The sequence below is a fragment of the Shewanella sp. HL-SH8 genome (assembly GCF_051165765.1).
Lineage (GTDB): Bacteria > Pseudomonadota > Gammaproteobacteria > Enterobacterales > Shewanellaceae > Shewanella > Shewanella glacialimarina.
On record NZ_CP195039.1, the window covers coordinates 4,139,223 to 4,161,695 of the forward strand.

8 protein-coding genes are annotated in these 22,473 nt (G+C 44.2%); all 8 read left to right on the forward strand.

All coding sequences use genetic code 11. The features are described 5' to 3' along the window. Positions 1-271 precede the first annotated feature (271 nt). Positions 272-7,120, forward strand: coding sequence for a retention module-containing protein (locus tag ACRWQN_RS18385; protein ID WP_434939267.1), 6,849 nt, complete (start codon positions 272-274; stop codon positions 7,118-7,120). Beyond that, positions 7,038-14,051, forward strand: a complete 7,014-nt coding sequence (locus ACRWQN_RS18390) for a tandem-95 repeat protein (RefSeq protein WP_434939268.1) — start codon at positions 7,038-7,040, stop codon at positions 14,049-14,051. Before ACRWQN_RS18385 ends, ACRWQN_RS18390 begins: the two co-directional genes overlap by 83 nt. A 105-nt stretch (positions 14,052-14,156) precedes the next feature. Beyond that, a complete protein-coding gene (locus tag ACRWQN_RS18395; RefSeq protein ID WP_434939269.1) occupies positions 14,157-16,334 on the forward strand; it encodes a type I secretion system permease/ATPase in 2,178 nt (725 codons plus the stop codon). Further along, positions 16,331-17,713 carry an HlyD family type I secretion periplasmic adaptor subunit gene (locus ACRWQN_RS18400; RefSeq protein WP_434939270.1) on the forward strand — a complete coding sequence of 461 codons (1,383 nt, stop codon included), beginning with the start codon at positions 16,331-16,333 and terminating at the stop codon, positions 17,711-17,713. Before ACRWQN_RS18395 ends, ACRWQN_RS18400 begins: the two co-directional genes overlap by 4 nt. Before the next feature lie 23 nt (positions 17,714-17,736). Beyond that, on the forward strand, positions 17,737-19,149 hold the full coding sequence (locus ACRWQN_RS18405; RefSeq protein ID WP_434927304.1) for a TolC family outer membrane protein: 1,413 nt from the start codon (positions 17,737-17,739) through the stop codon (positions 19,147-19,149). Further along, positions 19,149-19,754: an OmpA family protein gene (locus ACRWQN_RS18410; protein WP_434927305.1), complete on the forward strand. Its 606-nt coding sequence runs from the start codon at positions 19,149-19,151 to the stop codon at positions 19,752-19,754. Before ACRWQN_RS18405 ends, ACRWQN_RS18410 begins: the two co-directional genes overlap by 1 nt. Before the next feature lie 106 nt (positions 19,755-19,860). Further along, positions 19,861-20,502 carry a transglutaminase-like cysteine peptidase gene (locus tag ACRWQN_RS18415; RefSeq protein ID WP_434940701.1) on the forward strand — a complete coding sequence of 214 codons (642 nt, stop codon included), beginning with the start codon at positions 19,861-19,863 and terminating at the stop codon, positions 20,500-20,502. 7 nt (positions 20,503-20,509) lie between these two features. Then, positions 20,510-22,438 (forward strand): bifunctional diguanylate cyclase/phosphodiesterase, encoded by a 1,929-nt coding sequence (locus tag ACRWQN_RS18420; RefSeq protein WP_434939271.1) that lies wholly within the window; start codon positions 20,510-20,512, stop codon positions 22,436-22,438. The last annotated feature ends 35 nt before the right edge of the window (positions 22,439-22,473 follow it).

Here is a 22,473-nt window from a genome sequence, read left to right on the forward strand (position 1 = left end):
GCATCAATCTTTATTCTTCAATTGGCATCGTTTTAAAATGAGTATGTTGAATAATATATGCGCAGATAAATCGGCTTTTTTAAAAAAAGTCATATGGTTAAGACTAGTCAAAAACACGTCAAAAAATTGACATTATTAGTGTCTTTGAAGTAAAATTGTTAAATCTGGGTTAGTGTATGGCGTTGTAAAGCACAGACATCTTACATCGTTATGCTAAGTCTATAATGTATTGAATATTTCCGAGTCAGGAATAGCTGTTGGGAGCTAATTAATGGGTACGATAACAACAACAAAAGCAGGCGTATTAACTGAGGCACAAAGCCAAATCAGTATATCTGCTGGTAATCAATTAACAATTTTACAGCCAGGGCAAATAATACCCGAGGCTAGTTTGTTAATTTTTGATGACAGCGCACGTTTTGTTATCACCTTTGATGATGGCACCATTTTTTCTCAAGATGATATCTTTGTTACGCAACCAGAGTTAAATGACGATTTCACTAACCTTGAAGCGCTTGATGAAATAGAAGCATTACAAGCTCTTATTGCGTCAGGTGAGGATCCAACTGTTGACCTTCCTGAAACCGCTGCAGGTACACCAACAACCGGTAACGAAGGTGGTAGTTTTATCACATTAGATCGTTCTGGTAATGAAACTATTGCGAATGCTGGCTTTAACACTGCGGCCCAACCAGCTGTTAGCCCACTAATTGTCGAAGAAAATACCATTACTTCTGATGATGTGCCTTCAATATTAGCTAACGACACCCAAATCGTTGCTGAAGATGAAATTGCCTCTGGTAATTTACTCGAAAATGACACTGACCCTGACTCTGAATTATCCATCGTTTCTTTTGAAGTTAATGGCGAAACCTATCCTGCCGGCACTGAAGTTGTTCTTGAAGGCGGCGTATTAGTTATTAATGAAGATGGTTCTTATACTTTCACACCTAATGAAAACTGGAATGGTCAAGTTCCGATTATCACTTACACCACCAATACTGGCGCAACAGCGACGTTAACCATTGAAATTACACCGGTTGACGACCCAACAGTTACTGAAAATGATTCAGTAACAGCGGCTGAAGATACCCCTGTGTCAGGTAATGTACTAGATAACGACAGCGATCCAGATTCTGATCTTACCGTGGTTAGTTTTGAAGTTAATGGTGAAACCTATCCTGCCGGCACTGAAGTTGTTCTTGAAGGCGGCATATTAATCATCAATGAAGATGGTTCTTATACCTTCACGCCAAATGACAATTGGAATGGTCAAGTTCCCATTATCACTTACACCACCAACACGGGTGCAACGGCGACGTTAGTTATTGAGATCACGCCTGTTGACGATCCGACTAATGCTGTTAATGATACAAACATAGTCACAGAGGGTCAGACGGCTACGGGAAATGTACTAGACAATGATTCTGATGTTGATTCAGCTCTGACCGTTACAAGCTTCGAAGTTGAGGGGAATACTTATACTCCTGGCTCGAGTGTAAATCTTGACGGCGGCGTATTAATTATTAATGAAGATGGCACATATAGCTTCACCCCTGATACTAATTGGAACGGTCAAGTACCCACCATTACTTACACCACAAATACAGGCGCCACAGCCACATTAACTCTAGTGATAACTCCTATAGATAATGCCACTACAGCCGTTAATGATACCAACACTATTGCGGAAGATACTGTTGCAACTGGCAATGTACTTGATAACGATCAAGACGTTGACTCCACTCTTGAGGTCACTGCCTTTGAGGTTGATGGTCAAACCTATAATCCAGGTGATGAAGCAATTTTGACTGGCGGTACATTAATCATCAACATCGATGGTAGTTACAGCTTCACACCTAATGAGAATTGGAATGGTCAACTACCTGTTATTACTTACACTACAAATACTGGTGCAACAGCAACATTAACCATTAATGTTACTCCTGTAGATGATAGTGCTACATTGTTAAATGATACTAACACCGTGGCTGAAGATACAGTTGCTACTGGTAATGTGCTAAATAACGATCAAGACCCTGACTCCACTCTTGAAGTTACTGGCTTTGAAGTCGATGGTCAAACCTATAATGCAGGTGATGAAGCCATTTTGACAGGCGGTACATTAACCATCAACACCGATGGTAGTTACAGTTTTACACCAAACAATAACTGGAATGGTCAACTTCCTGTTGTCACTTACACTACTAATACGGGTGACACTGCAAAGTTAACAATCAATATCACGCCTGTTGATGACCCAACTATAGCTTTAAATGACTCAAACTCTGTAGAAGAAGATGTTATTGCCACAGGTAATGTACTGCTAAATGATAGTGATCCAGACTCATCATTAACTGTCATTAGCTTCTCTATTGAAGGTGATAGTAATACTTATACTGCTGGTGCATCCGTTACGGTAGAAAATGGGACTTTACAGTTAAATGCAGATGGTAGTTACAGCTTCACTCCTGCACCTAACTGGAATGGCACACTACCAGTAATCACCTATACAACCAATACTGGTGTAACGGCGACATTAACAATATCAGTTACCCCGCAAAGTGATCCAACGATAGCGGTCAATGATAGTATTTCTATAAAAGAAGATACAATTGCGTCAGGAAATGTTCTCAATAACGATACTGATATTGATTCAAGCCTAACCGTGCAGAGCTATACGATTGCAGGAGATCAAAGCGTTTACCAAGCTGGTAGTAGCGTTAGCTTGCCAGAAGGCTTACTGACCCTAAACACAGATGGGTCGTATACCTTTACCCCTAGCATTGATTGGAATGGGCAGGTTCCAGTTATCACCTATACAACCAACACGGGTGTAACAGCAACACTGACCATTACCGTCACACCTGAACCAGACCAAGCAACCATTACACCAGTCAATGATCAAGGCACTGTTACTGAAGATGGAGCGACTGATACAGATCCTCTTACATCTGAAAATGTATCTGGTCAATTAACTATTAACGATCCAGATAGCGGCGAAGCGGTATTCCAGGTACAAAACAATGTTGCCGATGGCAACTTTGGTAGCTTCTCAATTGATGCGAGCGGTAACTGGTCTTATACCCTAAACAACAGCCACATTGATGTGCAGTCCCTTAAAGCCGGTCAAACTCTGACCCGTGATATTACCGTCACCTCAAGCCGCGGCACTGCCACGCACACTGTGACCATCACCATTGTCGGCGCCAACGATCCCGCTGACATTACCGTGAACCTCGGTAATGGCGATTCAGATAAAGGCACCGTCACTGAAGATGGCAACTCTGACACCGATAGCGCCACCGTTGAAATGGTTTCTGGCAGCTTGACCGTCACTGACGTTGATAGCGGCGAAGCGGTATTCCAGGTACAAAACAATGTCGCCGATGGCAACTTTGGTAGCTTCTCGATTGATGCGAGCGGTAACTGGTCTTATACCCTAAACAACAGCCACATTGATGTGCAGTCCCTTAAAGCCGGTCAAACTCTGACCCGTGATATTACCGTCACCTCAAGCGACGGCACTGCCACGCACACTGTGACCATCACTATTGTCGGCGCCAACGATCCCGCTGACATTACCGTGAACCTCGGTAATGGCGATTCAGATAAAGGCACCGTCACTGAAGATGGCAGCTCGGACACCGATAGCGCTACCGTTGAAATGGTTTCTGGCAGCTTGACCGTCACTGACGTTGATAGCGGCGAAGCGGTATTCCAGGTACAAAACAATGTCGCCGATGGCAACTTTGGTAGTTTCTCGATTGATGCGAGCGGTAACTGGTCTTATACCCTAAACAACAGCCACATTGATGTGCAGTCTCTTAAAGCCGGTCAAACACTGACCCGTGATATTACCGTCACCTCAAGCGACGGCACTGCCACGCACACTGTGACCATCACTATTGTCGGCGCCAACGATCCCGCTGACATTACCGTGAACCTCGGCAATGGCGATTCAGATAAAGGCACCGTCACTGAAGATGGCAGCTCTGACACCGATAGCGCCACCGTTGAAATGGTTTCTGGCAGCTTGACCGTCACTGACGTTGATAGCGGCGAAGCGGTATTCCAGGTACAAAACAATGTCGCCGATGGCAACTTTGGTAGCTTCTCGATTGATGCGAGCGGTAACTGGTCTTATACCCTAAACAACAGCCACATTGATGTGCAGTCCCTTAAAGCCGGTCAAACTCTGACCCGTGATATTACCGTCACCTCAAGCGGCGGCACTGCCACGCACACTGTGACCATCACTATTGTCGGCGCCAACGATCCCGCTGACATTACCGTGAACCTCGGTAATGGCGATTCAGATAAAGGCACCGTCACTGAAGATGGCAGCTCGGACACCGATAGCGCCACCGTTGAAATGGTTTCTGGCAGCTTGACCGTCACTGACGTTGATAGCGGCGAAGCGGTATTCCAGGTACAAAACAATGTCGCCGATGGCAACTTTGGTAGCTTCTCGATTGATGCGAGCGGTAACTGGTCTTATACCCTAAACAACAGCCACATTGATGTGCAGTCCCTTAAAGCCGGTCAAACACTGACCCGTGATATTACCGTCACCTCAAGCGACGGCACTGCCACGCACACTGTGACCATCACCATTGTCGGCGCCAACGATCCCGCTGACATTACCGTGAACCTCGGTAATGGCGATTCAGATAAAGGCACCGTCACTGAAGATGGCAGCTCTGACACCGATAGCGCCACCGTTGAAATGGTTTCTGGCAGCTTGACCGTCACTGACGTTGATAGCGGCGAAGCGGTATTCCAGGTACAAAACAATGTCGCCGATGGCAACTTTGGTAGCTTCTCGATTGATGCGAGCGGTAACTGGTCTTATACCCTAAACAACAGCCACATTGATGTGCAGTCCCTTAAAGCCGGTCAAACACTGACCCGTGATATTACCGTCACCTCAAGCGACGGCACTGCCACGCACACTGTGACCATCACCATTGTCGGCGCCAACGATCCCGCTGACATTACCGTGAACCTCGGTAATGGCGATTCAGATAAAGGCACCGTCACTGAAGATGGCAACTCTGACACCGATAGCGCCACCGTTGAAATGGTTTCTGGCAGCTTGACCGTCACTGACGTTGATAGCGGCGAAGCGGTATTCCAGGTACAAAACAATGTCGCCGATGGCAACTTTGGTAGCTTCTCGATTGATGCGAGCGGTAACTGGTCTTATACCCTAAACAACAGCCACATTGATGTGCAGTCCCTTAAAGCCGGTCAAACACTGACCCGTGATATTACCGTCACCTCAAGCGACGGCACTGCCACGCACACTGTGACCATCACCATTGTCGGCGCCAACGATCCCGCTGACATTACCGTGAACCTCGGTAATGGCGATTCAGATAAAGGCACCGTCACTGAAGATGGCAACTCTGACACCGATAGCGCCACCGTTGAAATGGTTTCTGGCAGCTTGACCGTCACTGACGTTGATAGCGGCGAAGCGGTATTCCAGGTACAAAACAATGTCGCCGATGGCAACTTTGGTAGTTTCTCGATTGATGCGAGCGGTAACTGGTCTTATACCCTAAACAACAGCCACATTGATGTGCAGTCCCTTAAAGCCGGTCAAACTCTGACCCGTGATATTACCGTCACCTCAAGCGACGGCACTGCCACGCACACTGTGACCATCACCATTGTCGGCGCCAACGATCCCGCTGACATTACCGTGAACCTCGGCAATGGCGATTCAGATAAAGGCACCGTCACTGAAGATGGCAACTCTGACACCGATAGCGCCACCGTTGAAATGGTTTCTGGCAGCTTGACCGTCACTGACGTTGATAGCGGCGAAGCGGTATTCCAGGTACAAAACAATGTCGCCGATGGCAACTTTGGTAGCTTCTCGATTGATGCGAGCGGTAACTGGTCTTATACCCTAAACAACAGCCACATTGATGTGCAGTCCCTTAAAGCCGGTCAAACACTGACCCGTGATATTACCGTCACCTCAAGCGGCGGCACTGCCACGCACACTGTGACCATCACCATTGTCGGCGCCAACGATCCCGCTGACATTACCGTGAACCTCGGCAATGGCGATTCAGATAAAGGCACCGTCACTGAAGATGGCAGCTCTGACACCGATAGCGCTACCGTTGAAATGGTTTCTGGCAGCTTGACCGTCACTGACGTTGATAGCGGCGAAGCGGTATTCCAGGTACAAAACAATGTCGCCGATGGCAACTTTGGTAGCTTCTCGATTGATGCGAGCGGTAACTGGTCTTATACCCTAAACAACAGCCACATTGATGTGCAGTCCCTTAAAGCCGGTCAAACTCTGACCCGTGATATTACCGTCACCTCAAGCGACGGCACTGCCACGCACACTGTGACCATCACTATTGTCGGCGCCAACGATCCCGCTGACATTACCGTGAACCTCGGTAATGGCGATTCAGATAAAGGCACCGTCACTGAAGATGGCAGCTCGGACACCGATAGCGCTACCGTTGAAATGGTTTCTGGCAGCTTGACCGTCACTGACGTTGATAGCGGCGAAGCGGTATTCCAGGTACAAAACAATGTCGCCGATGGCAACTTTGGTAGTTTCTCGATTGATGCGAGCGGTAACTGGTCTTATACCCTAAACAACAGCCACATTGATGTGCAGTCCCTTAAAGCCGGTCAAACACTGACCCGTGATATTACCGTCACCTCAAGCGGCGGCACTGCCACGCACACTGTGACCATCACCATTGTCGGCGCCAACGATCCCGCTGACATTACCGTGAACCTCGGTAATGGCGATTCAGATAAAGGCACCGTCACTGAAGATGGCAGCTCTGACACCGATAGCGCTACCGTTGAAATGGTTTCTGGCAGCTTGACCGTCACTGACGTTGATAGCGGCGAAGCGGTATTCCAGGTACAAAACAATGTCGCCGATGGCAACTTTGGTAGCTTCTCGATTGATGCGAGCGGTAACTGGTCTTATACCCTAAACAACAGCCACATTGATGTGCAGTCCCTTAAAGCCGGTCAAACTCTGACCCGTGATATTACCGTCACCTCAAGCGAGCGGCACTGCCACGCACACTGTGACCATCACTATTGTCGGCGCCAACGATCCCGCTGACATTACCGTGAACCTCGGTAATGGCGATTCAGATAAAGGCACCGTCACTGAAGATGGCAGCTCTGACACCGATAGCGCCACCGTTGAAATGGTTTCTGGCAGCTTGACCGTCACTGACGTTGATAGCGGCGAAGCGGTATTCCAGGTACAAAACAATGTCGCCGATGGCAACTTTGGTAGCTTCTCGATTGATGCGAGCGGTAACTGGTCTTATACCCTAAACAACAGCCACATTGATGTGCAGTCTCTTAAAGCCGGTCAAACTCTGACCCGTGATATTACCGTCACCTCAAGCGACGGCACTGCCACGCACACTGTGACCATCACCATTGTCGGCGCCAACGATGGCCCTGAGTTCCGCTCAGGTCTGGATATAGTTAATGGCCCTACCAATAATGATATTTATGATTTTAATAATGTCGTAGAAGGCAGCACTGCTGGAACCGTAGTTGGTCAAGTTACTGCTGACGACATTGATGGTGATCAACTAGCTTATAGTTTTGCAAATGGTTTACAAACTTTTGGTGTATTTACGATTAATGCGCTTACCGGTGAAGTTATACTTAACCAAACGATTGATGATGCAGATTTAGGTGATTACGCGTTAGATATCGTCGTATCAGATCTTAATGGCGGAACAGACACTGCTATAGTTAATGTCAAGTTAACTAACGTTGATGATGCAACCAATGCGGTTAATGACACCAAAACGATTGCCGAAGATACTATTGCTACAGGTAATGTACTAGATAACGATACTGATATAGATTCAGCTCTTTCAGTTGCGAGCTTTACTATTGATGGAAGTAGCACGATTCACACTGCAGGAACCCTAGTAACATTATCAATGGGTACTTTTGAGTTATTAACTGATGGTAACTATACCTTCACACCGAATGCAGACTGGAACGGTATTGCTCCTATTGTCACATACACTACTAACACTGGCGCTACTGCAACATTGACTATTTCTGTCACGCCAGTGAATGATGACTTTACCGATAATAATGAAACACGCACCATTGCTGAAGACAGCCCGCAAATCACAGGTAATGTGATTGACGGCACCAGTGTTGACGGTCCTATCTCTGTGGTGAGTTTCACCATTGCTGGCTCATCAACCGTTCATACGGCCGATGGCAACAACCTGGTTATCGCTGGCGTAGGTACCTTCTCGTTGAACAGTGCGGGTGTGTACACCTTTACCCCTGCAGCTAACTACAACGGTACTGTCCCTGTTATTACTTACACCCTAACCGATGGCTCGGGTGCAAATGACACATCAACACTGAGCCTCACTGTGACGCCAGTAAATGATGACTTTACCGATAATAATGAAACACGCACCATTGCTGAAGACAGCCCGCAAATCACAGGTAATGTGATTGACGGCACCAGTGTTGACGGTCCTATCTCTGTGGTGAGTTTCACCATTGCTGGCTCATCAACCGTTCATACGGCCGATGGCAACAACCTGGTTATCGCTGGCGTAGGTACCTTCTCGTTGAACAGTGCGGGTGTGTACACCTTTACCCCTGCAGCTAACTACAACGGTACTGTCCCTGTTATTACTTACACCCTAACCGATGGCTCGGGTGCAAATGACACATCAACACTGAGCCTCACTGTGACGCCAGTAAATGATGACTTTACCGATAATAATGAAACACGCACCATTGCTGAAGACAGCCCGCAAATCACAGGTAATGTGATTGACGGCACCAGTGTTGACGGTCCTATCTCTGTGGTGAGTTTCACCATTGCTGGCTCATCAACCGTTCATACGGCCGATGGCAACAACCTGGTTATCGCTGGCGTAGGCTCGTTCACATTGAACAGTGCGGGTGTGTATACCTTTACGCCTGCCGCTAACTACAACGGTACCGTGCCGGTTATTACTTACACCCTAACCGATGGCTCGGGTGCTAATGACACCTCAACACTTAGCCTCACTGTGACGCCGGTTAATGATGACTTTACCGATAATAATGAAACACGCACCATTGCTGAAGACAGCCCGCAAATCACAGGTAATGTGATTGACGGCACCAGTGTTGACGGTCCTATCTCTGTGGTGAGTTTCACCATTGCTGGCTCATCAACCGTTCATACGGCGGATGGCAGCAACGTGGTGATCACTGGAGTAGGCTCGTTCACATTGAACAGTGCGGGTGTGTATACCTTTACGCCTGCCGCTAACTACAACGGTACCGTACCGGTTATTACTTACACCTTAACCGATGGCTCGGGTGCAAATGACACCTCAACACTGAGCCTCACTGTGACGCCGGTAAATGATGACTTTACCGATAATAATGAAACACGCACTATTGCTGAAGACAGCCCTCAAATCACAGGTAATGTGATTGACGGCACCAGTGTTGACGGTCCTATCTCTGTGGTGAGTTTCACCATTGCTGGCTCATCAACCGTTCATACGGCCGATGGCAACAACCTGGTTATCGCTGGCGTAGGTACCTTCTCGTTGAACAGTGCGGGTGTGTACACCTTTACCCCTGCAGCTAACTACAACGGTACTGTCCCTGTTATTACTTACACCCTAACCGATGGCTCGGGTGCAAATGACACATCAACACTGAGCCTCACTGTGACGCCAGTAAATGATGACTTTACCGATAATAATGAAACACGCACCATTGCTGAAGACAGCCCGCAAATCACCGGTAACGTTATTGATGGCACCAGTGTGGATGGCCAAATCACTGTTGTGAGCTTCACCATTGCTGGCTCATCAACCGTTCATACGGCCGATGGCAACAACCTGGTTATCGCTGGCGTAGGTACCTTCTCGTTGAACAGTGCGGGTGTGTACACCTTTACCCCTGCAGCTAACTACAACGGTACTGTCCCTGTTATTACTTACACCCTAACCGATGGCTCGGGTGCAAATGACACATCAACACTGAGCCTCACTGTGACGCCAGTAAATGATGACTTTACCGATAATAATGAAACACGCACCATTGCTGAAGACAGCCCGCAAATCACAGGTAATGTGATTGACGGCACCAGTGTTGACGGTCCTATCTCTGTGGTGAGTTTCACCATTGCTGGCTCATCAACCGTTCATACGGCCGATGGCAACAACCTGGTTATCGCTGGCGTAGGCTCGTTCACATTGAACAGTGCGGGTGTGTATACCTTTACGCCTGCCGCTAACTACAACGGTACCGTGCCGGTTATTACTTACACCCTAACCGATGGCTCGGGTGCTAATGACACCTCAACACTTAGCCTCACTGTGACGCCGGTTAATGATGACTTTACCGATAATAATGAAACACGCACTATTGCTGAAGACAGCCCTCAAATCACCGGTAACGTTATTGATGGCACCAGTGTGGATGGCCAAATCACTGTTGTGAGCTTCATCATTGCTGGCTCATCAACCGTTCATGCGGCGGATGGCAGCAACGTCGTGATCACTGGAGTAGGCTCGTTCACATTGAACAGTGCGGGTGTGTACACCTTTACCCCTGCAGCTAACTACAACGGTACCGTGCCGGTTATTACTTACACCTTAACCGATGGCTCAGGGGCTAATGACACCTCAACACTTAGCCTCACTGTGACGCCGGTTAATGATGACTTTACCGATAATAATGAAACACGCACTATTGCTGAAGACAGCCCGCAAATCACAGGTAATGTGATTGACGGCACCAGTGTTGACGGTCCTATCTCTGTGGTGAGTTTCACCATTGCTGGCTCATCAACCGTTCATACGGCCGATGGCAACAACCTGGTTATCGCTGGCGTAGGCTCGTTCACATTGAACAGTGCGGGTGTGTATACCTTTACGCCTGCCGCTAACTACAACGGTACCGTGCCGGTTATTACTTACACCTTAACCGATGGCTCGGGTGCAAATGACACCTCAACACTTAGCCTCACTGTGACGCCGGTTAATGATGACTTTACCGATAATAATGAAACACGCACTATTGCTGAAGACAGCCCTCAAATCACAGGTAATGTGATTGACGGCACCAGTGTTGACGGTCCTATCTCTGTGGTGAGTTTCACCATTGCTGGCTCATCAACCGTTCATACGGCCGATGGCAACAACCTGGTTATCGCTGGCGTAGGTACCTTCTCGTTGAACAGTGCGGGTGTGTACACCTTTACCCCTGCAGCTAACTACAACGGTACTGTCCCTGTTATTACTTACACCCTAACCGATGGCTCGGGTGCAAATGACACATCAACACTGAGCCTCACTGTGACGCCAGTAAATGATGACTTTACCGATAATAATGAAACACGCACCATTGCTGAAGACAGCCCGCAAATCACCGGTAACGTTATTGATGGCACCAGTGTGGATGGCCAAATCACTGTTGTGAGTTTCACCATTGCTGGCTCATCAACCGTTCATACGGCCGATGGCAACAACCTGGTTATCGCTGGCGTAGGTACCTTCTCGTTGAACAGTGCGGGTGTGTACACCTTTACCCCTGCAGCTAACTACAACGGTACTGTCCCTGTTATTACTTACACCCTAACCGATGGCTCGGGTGCAAATGACACATCAACACTCACTATTACGGTTAATCCAGCTGACGATATAGTTACAATCAGTACTCCTGATATTCTTTCTGTATATGAAGCAGGGTTAACAAACGGATCAAACAGTACAGCGGTAACTCAAAGTTCTGGCAGCATGACTATTGGTGCAAAAGATGGTTTAGACAGACTTGAAATTCAAGTTGGTGGCACGCTTAATACATTGACTTTAGCTGCATTGATTACTGCTTCTGCTACCTCACCGCTTATTATTGCAGGCGAATTTGGTCAGCTTACTATTACGGGATATAACGATGGGGTATTGGAATACACCTATACGTTAACCAATGCTCAAACTCATAGTGGCGCTAATTCGGATTCACTTACAGATGCATTCCAGATAACGGCGTTTGATATTGATGGAGATCAAGCTAGTACCACGCTGAATGCGATAGTACATGATGATGCTTCTATCGCGACTAATGACATTGTGTCTTTAACTGTTATACAGGATTCATTTGCCATTATTGGTGGTGTGCAAGCTGAATGGAAAACGGTAACTGGTGGTACTGGCGTTAGACGATTCGATGGTGATGTTGGCAGCGGTGGTGAAGACAATGATTCCGCATTAGATCAAGTGCGTTGGGGAACCACCAATGGGGCTCAATCTGGTTATGGATTTATGGATAATGATGCTGAACTTAATGGAGAGGTAACATTAAACCAAGACATTGTACTAGGTACATTTACTCACTATAACTACCCCATTAATAGTGGCTCCTCTATTACAGCGGCCACTATGGATGTTGTGTTCAATGTGATTGACTCATTCGGTAATGTCACAGCAGTAACTTTAAAGCTGAATTTTAGCCATAACGAAACGCCTAATAATGGACCAGACCCTCGTGACATTGTAACTATTGGCCAAACTAACGTTACCTTCAACTACGAGGGTGATGTCTATACCATTCAAGTCATTGGCTTTAGAGATAATAACGGTAATGTAGTTTCATCAATTTATACCGATGAAAATGCCTCAACCAGTTACGACTTAGTTATTCGTATGGTCGCAGGCAATGGCTATAACTTACCTTCAGTTGAAGGTAACGTTATGAATAATGATATAAGTGGTGCTGATATCAGTTCGGTCATTGGTGTTGCTGCTGGCGATCAAACTAGCACTGGCGTGACCGGTAATGTTAGTGCAATCATAACTGGCCAATACGGCACATTAATCATCAATAATGATGGTACCTATACCTATGAGCTAACAAGTACGACTGATTCTATTCCTGCTGGAGCTGTTGACTTATTTACCTACACGACTAGAGATGCTGATGGTGATACCTCAAGTGCAACATTGACCATAGATGTAAACTTAGTGAATGCTCAAAATGTGCCTGTTGAAGATGCAGCCAAAGTCACTACAACTGGTACAAGTCTAAATGATGATTTTGTGGTACTTAATGGTGAAAATGGCTTAAATCAAAAGCAACTTAATGTTAATTTTGGTGGCGGACTAACGGGTCAAATTACTGATTCGACTAATAACTCAACCTCGGCAGCTGGCGCGAATTTAACCAGCTATAGTAAAGATAGCTCGCAAGTAGTTAGTAGCGGTGCAGGTAATGACCATATTGAAACAGGCCGTGGTGGCGATATTATCTATGCGGGTGAAACTGGCGCATTTGGCTATAAATCTGATGATGAGTTAGAGCTCGATCTAAACAGTATTGCTAATCATCATATTATGACAGGTACTTTATCGGGTGCTGATACCATGATAGACCTTGATGGCTTATTGCTTGCTAATGATGTGGCATCACAAAAAGCTGATGTAGTGAACAGTGGTAGTGGTAACGATTTTATCTATGGACAATCTGGTTCAGATATTCTTTTTGGTCATACTGGCAATGACTATATCGATGGCGGTACTCATAACGATGGCCTACGTGGTGGTGCAGGTAATGACACTCTCATTGGTGGCTTAGGCGATGACGTATTACGCGGCGATGGCGGCATTGATACTTTCGTATGGCAAAAAGGTGAGTTTGGTAATGATATCATCTCTGACTTTAACCGCCTGGAAGATAAGATTGATCTAAGAGATTTACTCATCAATGAGGAATATAACAATCTTGAAAATCTACTTAACTTTAGCTATAACGCCAAAGGCTCTAGTATTATAGAAATCGATGCTGATGGCGATGGTACTTTCGAGCAAACGATTACCCTTGATGGCGTTGACTTAGCAGGTATTTATGGCAGTTCTGCTGAAGGGGTTATCATTAACGGGCTACTCAAGGATGGTGCGCTAATTGTTGATACAAATCCAACACCAGCACCAAATGGACAAGGAATTGACCCGTTTATTGATAAGCCTGATGGGCAAATGATCCCTTAATTTTAGGCAAAAAATCCCCCCATAGTAATATGGGGGCGATAAAAGATGTTCATAGCATCAATAAGAATAATAAGTACATAAAAGAATATTAAGGATATCACCACAGTGCCAGCAACTGCTTCCAAGATTCAGGAACAGTGGACCATTTCGGCCTCACAAAGAGTGACAGTCGATCCACTTCTTGATTGCCTTGTCTTATTAACCGAGCATTTCGGCAGCCCATGTTCAAGTGAATCACTTGCGGCAGGACTTCCGTTAACCGGTGCAGTGCTAACCCCTGACTTACTGCCACAGGCGGCTGGACGCGCAGGCCTATCAGCAAAGCTGTCACGAAAAGATCTTAATCAAATAACACCAATTTTATTACCTTGCATATTATTACTCAAAGATAAGAAAGCTTGTATTTTACGTGAAATCAATATTGAACAAGACAAAGCTGTTATCCAACTTCCTGAAACGGGTGGGGAAGAAACGCTTACCTTAGAGGAGTTAGAAACCCTCTATGTTGGTTACTTGTTTTTAGTAAAACAACATTACCGTGGTGATGCTGCAGTTGATGTTCACATTCATGACAGTAGAGTGCATTGGTTAAAACAAAGCATTGTTGACTCAGCTCCAATTTATCGAGATGCGTTAATTGCGTCAGTGCTGGTCAATTTATTTGCCTTAGTGTCACCATTATTTATCATGAATGTTTATGATAAAGTTGTTCCAAATCTTGCTTTTGAGTCACTTTGGGTACTTGCTATTGGTGCGGGTATTGCTTATGTTTTTGACTTCATCATGCGACAACTAAGAAGTTACTTGATTGATATAGCTGGAAAAAAAGTTGACATCATTGTCTCCTCTAAACTTTTTGCTAAAGTCATTGGCATCCCATTATCTCTGCGTTCTCCTAGTGTTGGAGGCATGGCTCGCCAGCTAGGTGAATTTGAAAGTATTCGAGAGTTTTTAGCCTCTGCAACTATTACCTCACTAGTTGATTTACCTTTTGCAATCCTATTTGTGATTATTATTTATATCGTTGCTGGTGATTTGGCAGTAATCCCTGTTATCGCCAGCTTGTTGATAATTGCTGTCACCTTATATGTACAGCCTAAACTTAAAGCCGCAATTGAAGAAAGTAACCGCTTTGCCAGTTTAAAGCATGGTCATTTAGTCGAGAGTTTAACGGCAATCGAATCGATTAAAGCCAATGGCGCTGAAGGTATTGTTCAAAAGAGCTGGCAACAAATGATTGGCCATACTGCCAACTGGGAATTAAAAACTAAAAAACTGGCTAATTATTTAGCCAACTTTGCCAATTTCTCTGTGCAATTTAGCGTAATTTGCGTGGTTATTTTTGGGGTATATCGCTTAGCTGACAACGAACTTTCTATGGGAGGCATAATTGCCGCGGTTATGCTATCCAGCCGAGCTGTCACCCCCATGGCACAATTAGCCTCCTTGATTACTCGGGGCAATTACACCATGAGCTCATTACGTCAGCTTAACCAAATAATGGATCAAGAAGACGAATTTGAAAACAAAGGTCAGCTTGTGAGTAAAGAACGTATCAATGGCAGAATAACCGCTGATAATGTGAGTTTTACTTTTCCTGAAGCAGAAAAGCCAATTCTGTACCCTATGTCTATCAACATTGAACCCGGTGAGAAAGTGGCGATTATTGGCCGAAACGGATCGGGTAAAAGTACCTTAGCTAAATTGTTGTTGGGTCTGTATAAGCCAACCAATGGTAGCCTTCGATATGATGGTATCGATGCCGGTCAAATACATCCCAGTGATTTACGCCGTAACTTTGGTTACTTACCCCAAGATGTTACCCTTTTTCATGGCAGCATTAGAGACAATATTCTATTTGGCACTCGCCAAGTGAGCGAACATCAACTGATTAGAGCGGTACAATTATCAGGTGTAAGTCTGTTTACTCACCTAGAGTCTGAAGGCCTTGATCAACAAGTGGGTGAAGGTGGGTTATCATTAAGCAGAGGACAACGTCAAAGTGTGGCTCTAGCCAGAGCAACGCTAAATGACCCTCCAATCTTGTTAATGGATGAACCAACAGCCAGCTTAGATGCTCGTGCAGAGAAACAATTTGTCAATTCAATGGCACAGGTCAGTAAAAATCGAACTTTACTGCTAATTACCCATAAAATGAATTTACTTAACTTAGTCGATCGTATTGTCATCTTAGATCGTGGCCACATTATTGCTGATGGTCCAAAAAAAGAAGTACTAGAGAAACTTAATAATGGCCTTCTTGCTGGAGGTCAAAATACATGAGTAAACACTTAACCACTGCAGACTTAGAAATGGTCGATGATGTTTACGGCGCCATGATGACCGATGCCCCATCGGGTCATAGATTGATTATTTGGTCAATGGCAGCCATGATGCTGTGCTTTTTTATATGGGCGTATTTTTCTGAACTAGATCAAGTGACGACCGGTATGGGTAAAGTTATTCCATCTTCCCAAGTTCAACTCATCCAAAGTTTGGATGGTGGTATTTTACAAGAGGTCTTTGTCCAGGAGGGCATGCTCGTCGAGAAAGATCAGCCATTAGCACGTATCGATGATACTCGTTTCCGCTCTGACTTTGCTCAACAGGAGCAAGAAGTATACGGACTACAAACCAATGTTATCCGTATGCGAGCAGAGTTAGACAGTATTGTTATTTCAGATATGTCTGCTGACTGGCGCCAACAGGTTAAAATAACCAAACAGTCTTTAATCTTTCCAGCAGAACTCATTGAACAAGAACCAGCATTGGTTAAACGTCAACAGGAAGAGTATTCAGGTCGTTTAGATAACCTCAGTAACCAACTTGAGATATTAGTCCGCCAAATACAACAGCGTCAGCAAGAAACGGAAGAACTATCGTCTAAAATATCAACTTTAACCACAAGCTATCAACTCATTTCTAGAGAACTAGAACTCACTAAACCATTAGCACGAAAAGGTATTGTTCCTGAAGTTGAGCTGTTAAAATTAGAACGTGTCGTTAACGATATCCAGGGTGAACTTCAATCTGTACGATTATTACGCCCCAAAGTGAAATCTTCGATGGACGAAGCCATTTTAAAACGCCGCGAAGCCGTATTCATTTATGCGGCAGATTTACGTGCTCAGCTCAATGAGATGCAAACCAAGCTATCAAGAATGAACCAAGCACAAATTGGCGCGTTTGATAAAGTCAGTAAAGCGGTTATAACCTCGCCAGTTGCAGGTACGATAAAATCAATTCATATTAATACATTGGGCGGCGTTGTTCAGCCAGGGCAAGAAATAATTGAAATTGTGCCATCGGAAGATCGCTTATTAATTGAAACTAAAATCACCCCAAAAGACATCGCATTTTTACATCCAGGCTTACCTGCAATTGTAAAAGTTACCGCCTACGATTTTACCCGTTATGGTGGCTTAAAAGGCACCGTTGAGCAAATTAGTGCTGACACGCCGCAAGATGAAGAAGGCAACAGTTTTTATACTATAAAAGTAAGAACTGAAGAATCTAATTTAGTGAAAGACGATGGCACACAGATGCCAATTATTCCCGGTATGCTCACCTCGGTGGACGTTATTACTGGGAAAAGATCCATACTTGAGTACATATTAAATCCAATTTTAAGAGCAAAAGATACAGCGCTGAGAGAGCGCTAAAGAACCGGGAGGGTTTTTTACAAATGATTAATACAACAAATCGACAACTAAGGTTTAGTGCACTTGCATTGGCTATGTCGGTATTAATGTCACCTGTAGCGTCTAGCCAAACACTAGAACAAGCAGTTGCACATACACTAGACACTAATCCAGAACTGCGTATTGTGTTCAACCGCTTTAAAGCGCGAGAAGAACAAGTTAACCAAGCTAAATCAGGATATATGCCAACGGTAGATATCACGGCAGGTTATGGTTGGGAGCAAACTGATAGCCCATCATCACGCCGAAAAGTACAGCCCCTAAATGATAATTTGGATGAAGGGGTAATGGAACTTGAGCGTGGTGAAGCTGGTTTCAGTATCAAGCAGATACTATTTGATGGTTTTTATACCAGTAGTGAAGTTGATCGATACTCGTTTGAAGCCAGTGCTGAGCAGTGGGCATTATTTGCTGCCGCTGAAGACATGGCTTTAGATGTTGCTAAAGTATATTTATACTTTATTCGTGCTGAACAAGTTCTCACTCTTGCACAAAGAAACTTAGAAAGCCATGAAGAGATATACGATCAAATTAAGCAGCGTACAGATTCAGGTTTAGGGTCGATTGCTGATTTATCGCAAATCACCGGTCGTTTAGCTCGCGCAAACGCCAATGTGGTTTCGGCTAAAAATAATCTCCATGACGCTAAAGCACAATATATGCGTATTGTGGAAGTCGCTCCGGAAGATTTAATTTTACCTGTGCCCGATGCCGACATGCTACCTAAAAGCTTAAGTGAAAGCATAAAGTTGGCTTCTTCTAGCCACCCTATTTTGAAGTCTTCAGAAAATGACATCAATGCCGCAAAACAGGAACGCAGTTCTGCTAAGTCGAACTATTACCCTAAATTCAATCTTGAATTAAGTGGCAATTGGAACAATGATGTTGATGGTGAAGACGGCTATAGCCAAATTGCAAGCCAAAATGTCAATGGATACAGCAATGACTTAGTCGGTATGGTAAGAATGCGTTACAACCTATTTGCTGGCGGTAAAGATATCGCCCGCGATAGAGAATCTGCCTACAAAATCAGTGAAGCGAAAGAAATTCAACAGCGCGCAAACCGCCAAGTCGTTGAAGGTGCTTCGCTTGCATGGAACGCCTTTGAAATGTTATCGCCACAAAAAATGTATATTCGTGAACATGTTGTTGCCTCAAAACAAACCCAAGTTGCTTACGAGCAGCAGTTTAACCTAGGTCAACGTACCTTACTCGATTTACTCGACACCGAAAACGAGCTATTTGAAGCGCGTAAAGATTATTTACAAACTGAATATGATGAAATTATTGCTCAATACCGCGTATTAAACTCGACCGGTAGGTTGTTAGAATCATTACGGGTAACCCGCCCAGATGTTTGGTCTGGCGAACGTAATTACGAAGGAGGAGCAAACTAATGCGCTACTTTCTTATACTATTAATGGTTAGCTTAACCAGCGCTTGTTCCATGAATGATACTATTTCTATGGATCAACCCACTCAACAGCAATTTGATCTAAACGATAAAGACCGTGACGGCGTTATTGCTGCAAGAGAACGCTGTATCGACACAATAGCAGGATCAGAAGTTGATAATTATGGTTGCGGCACAGTTAAGAATATTAACGAACGCCAACAACTTGAAATTTTATTTGAAAACAACTCTGACTATATTGATCCAAAGTATTACTCACAAATAGAAAAAGTGGCTAGCCTGATGACACTTTACCCTTCAACGATTGTGACCATTGAAGGACATAGTAGTAATCGTGGCAGCTATGAGCTGAACTTGGCTTTATCACAAAATAGAGCTAAAGCTGTTACTACAATACTCCAAGATACATTCGGTATTGAAGCGTCACGTTTGAACTCTGTAGGCTATAGTTTTGATCGCCTTATCGACACTAGTGGCACTCCAGAAGCTGAAAAAGTGAACCGTCGCGTTATCGCTGAAGTACAAAGTGAAGAGACTATTCCAAATTTAAAATGGCATATTTACACTGTTGATCAACAAACAGAATAGCGATAAGTAAAGTTGTCATAAACATAAGGGCTAGCAGCGTTTGACTCTATCGAGATGCAATAAGTCCATAACAACAAGAGGCTGTCACGTTTTAATTGTGGCAGCCATTTTGTCTATTTCAACACTTTTTGCGGCGCCTACGCAAACGCTAAATGCTGACAAAATTATTTCGACTCTTAGCCAGAATTATGGCCAGCGCGCAGGCTTAAGGGCCAAAGCCTGGTTTAAAGTGGTTGACGAAGCACAAGCTTTACCGGAAAAACAACAACTAGAGAAAGTGAATCAATTTTTCAATTTATTCAGATTTGTTGATGACAAAGTACTTTGGGGTGACTCTAACTATTGGGCCACACCAATGGAGTTTATCGGTGTAAATGGCGGCGATTGTGAAGACTTCTCTATTGCCAAATACTTTACCTTACTCCAATTAGGTGTATCAGAGGATAAACTGCGCATCACTATGGTAAAAGCGACTTCTGTGAATCAATACCACATGGTGCTCGCCTACTATGAAACACCGAGTTCGGTCCCGTTAGTTTTAGATAATTTAGACAAGAAAATTAAACTGGCAACACAGCGACGCGATTTACTCCCTGTGTATAGCTTTAACGGTAAGCAGTTATGGTTAAATAAAGAAAAAGGTCGAGGGGTGTTAGCAGGCTCATCATCACGACTAGAAAAATGGAATGATTTAACACATCGCTTAGGTGTTGACCGTTTACGTCAACCCAAACTTAAAATGGAGTAGTGACCACATGACCCTGTTTCGACAGATTTATGCGTTACTTTTCGTACTATTCTTGCTAACGATAGCAAGCTTAGCTTACGTGCAATTTAACGAGACTCAGAGCTTTCTCGCAAAGCAAATGGAGTCAGACCTTAATAATGCCAGTCACTCATTAGGACTGATGCTTGTACCAGCTTTAGAAGCCGGTGATGATGCTGCAACAGAGACCTTAGTCAATGTCTTGTTTGAAGGTGGATATTACCAACAAATTAAGCTTACCTGGTTAGTTGATGGTAAACAGCAAGTTTGGAATAATGCCATTCGAGTACAAAATGTCCCCCAATGGTTTATTGACCTTGAAATTTTTAAGCCTATTGCTAAAGAAAGTATCATCACATCAGGTTGGTTACAGCTGGCTAAAATTGAAATAACTGCTCACCCAGGGTTTGGTTACCAGGAGATGTGGCGGATTATAACCAATATCATCATAGTATTTTCAATTTTATTCTTAATCGCCATCATCTTTGCTCGAGTTGGTTTAAGCATCATCTTAAAACCATTGAATTCGCTATCAGAGCACGCTAAAAAAATTGCTAATCGTCAATTTGGCCCAGATATGCCAACCCCTAAAACAACAGAGTTAAAGGAATTGGTTCAAGCATTTAACAGCATGTCGAGCCAACTTAAACAGGTGTTTAATTCGCTAGATGAAGAAGTATCAGCTTTACGTAAGAAAAACTTAGTTGATCAAGTTTCCAATCTTCCTAACCGTCAATATATGGTAAGCCGGATTAATGGTTGGCTCAGTGAACCTAGTTCTGGTGCATTATTTTTAGTTAAAATGGACTGGCTTGAAGATGTGCATAGCCAGTATGGCTATCAAGTAAGAGATGAAACCATCAAGTTACTTGGCAATAAATTACATCACCATTTAGATAACATTAGCCCTTCTGTTATTGCACGCATAGCTGCATATGAATTCGCCTTCTTAATTGAAGAAAGTGAACACGAACAACTCAGTAAATACTTACAGGGCATGATCCGCACAATCAATAAAGAAATATCGAAAGCAGGTTGTAAACCCAATGAGCAATTCAATATTGGTATCGCTGAACGTTTAGGTCAAATGAGTGTATCGGACATACTTGCTCAAGCTGACAATGCGTTACAAAAATCGATTAAAGATAATAAAATCTTTCATTGGTATGAAAATACTCAGCAGCAATTATTCAGCCGTGATGAGTGGCGACAAAAGCTCACCCACGCAATCAATAACAATCAATTTCAATTTCGTTGGCAACCCATATTATTAAATGAAAACAATGAAGTGTGTCAACGTGAACTCTACTGTCAACTCACATTAGATAATGAAGTGTTACATGCAGGTCAGTTTATGCCTTTTGTGGAAATTTTATCATTGGGTACCATGTTAGATCGCTGCTTAATTGAAACCGTTAATAGCCATCATTTATTTGACCGTAATTTTGAACCTGTGGCCATTAACCTAACTTATCAAAGTATTGGCGATCACGAGTTTCATCTTTGGATTAAGAAATTCCTTAGAAATCATAAAACGCCTGAACGCATTTGTTTTGAGATCCCTGAAGCAAGTGTCTATAGCGATTTAAGCTCATGTGAACACTTGTGCAATATTATTCGTGATTGTGGTGCCCACTTCGGTATTGACCATTTCGGTCGTCAATTCGGCTCCATGGCGTATTTACAAAACTTAAGGCCTAGCTATGTCAAACTGGATCAATCTTTTGCTTTTATTGAAGAGAATCAACATAACAGTGAGCTTTGTCGTGCGTTAGTAAATGTGGCAAAAGGGCTAGACATTCAAGTTATTGTGACAGGCATTCAAGAGAATAAGCAGCTCAGCCGCTTCAATGACTTACGCTTAGATGCACACCAAGGCTATATAGCCCCACCAGTCGATATCAAGCTCAACTCATAATTATTATGCGTTACCCATAAAAAAACCAGTAGCTC

Bases quoted from the DNA above. Each gene is read 5' to 3' on its own strand.
- ACRWQN_RS18405 (WP_434927304.1), top strand. From the start codon at position 17,737: ATGATTAATACAACAAATCGACAACTAAGGTTTAGTGCACTTGCATTG.
- ACRWQN_RS18410 (WP_434927305.1), top strand. From the start codon at position 19,149: ATGCGCTACTTTCTTATACTATTAATGGTTAGCTTAACCAGCGCTTGT.
- ACRWQN_RS18400 (WP_434939270.1), top strand. From the start codon at position 16,331: ATGAGTAAACACTTAACCACTGCAGACTTAGAAATGGTCGATGATGTT.
- ACRWQN_RS18420 (WP_434939271.1), top strand. From the start codon at position 20,510: ATGACCCTGTTTCGACAGATTTATGCGTTACTTTTCGTACTATTCTTG.
- ACRWQN_RS18385 (WP_434939267.1), top strand. From the start codon at position 272: ATGGGTACGATAACAACAACAAAAGCAGGCGTATTAACTGAGGCACAA.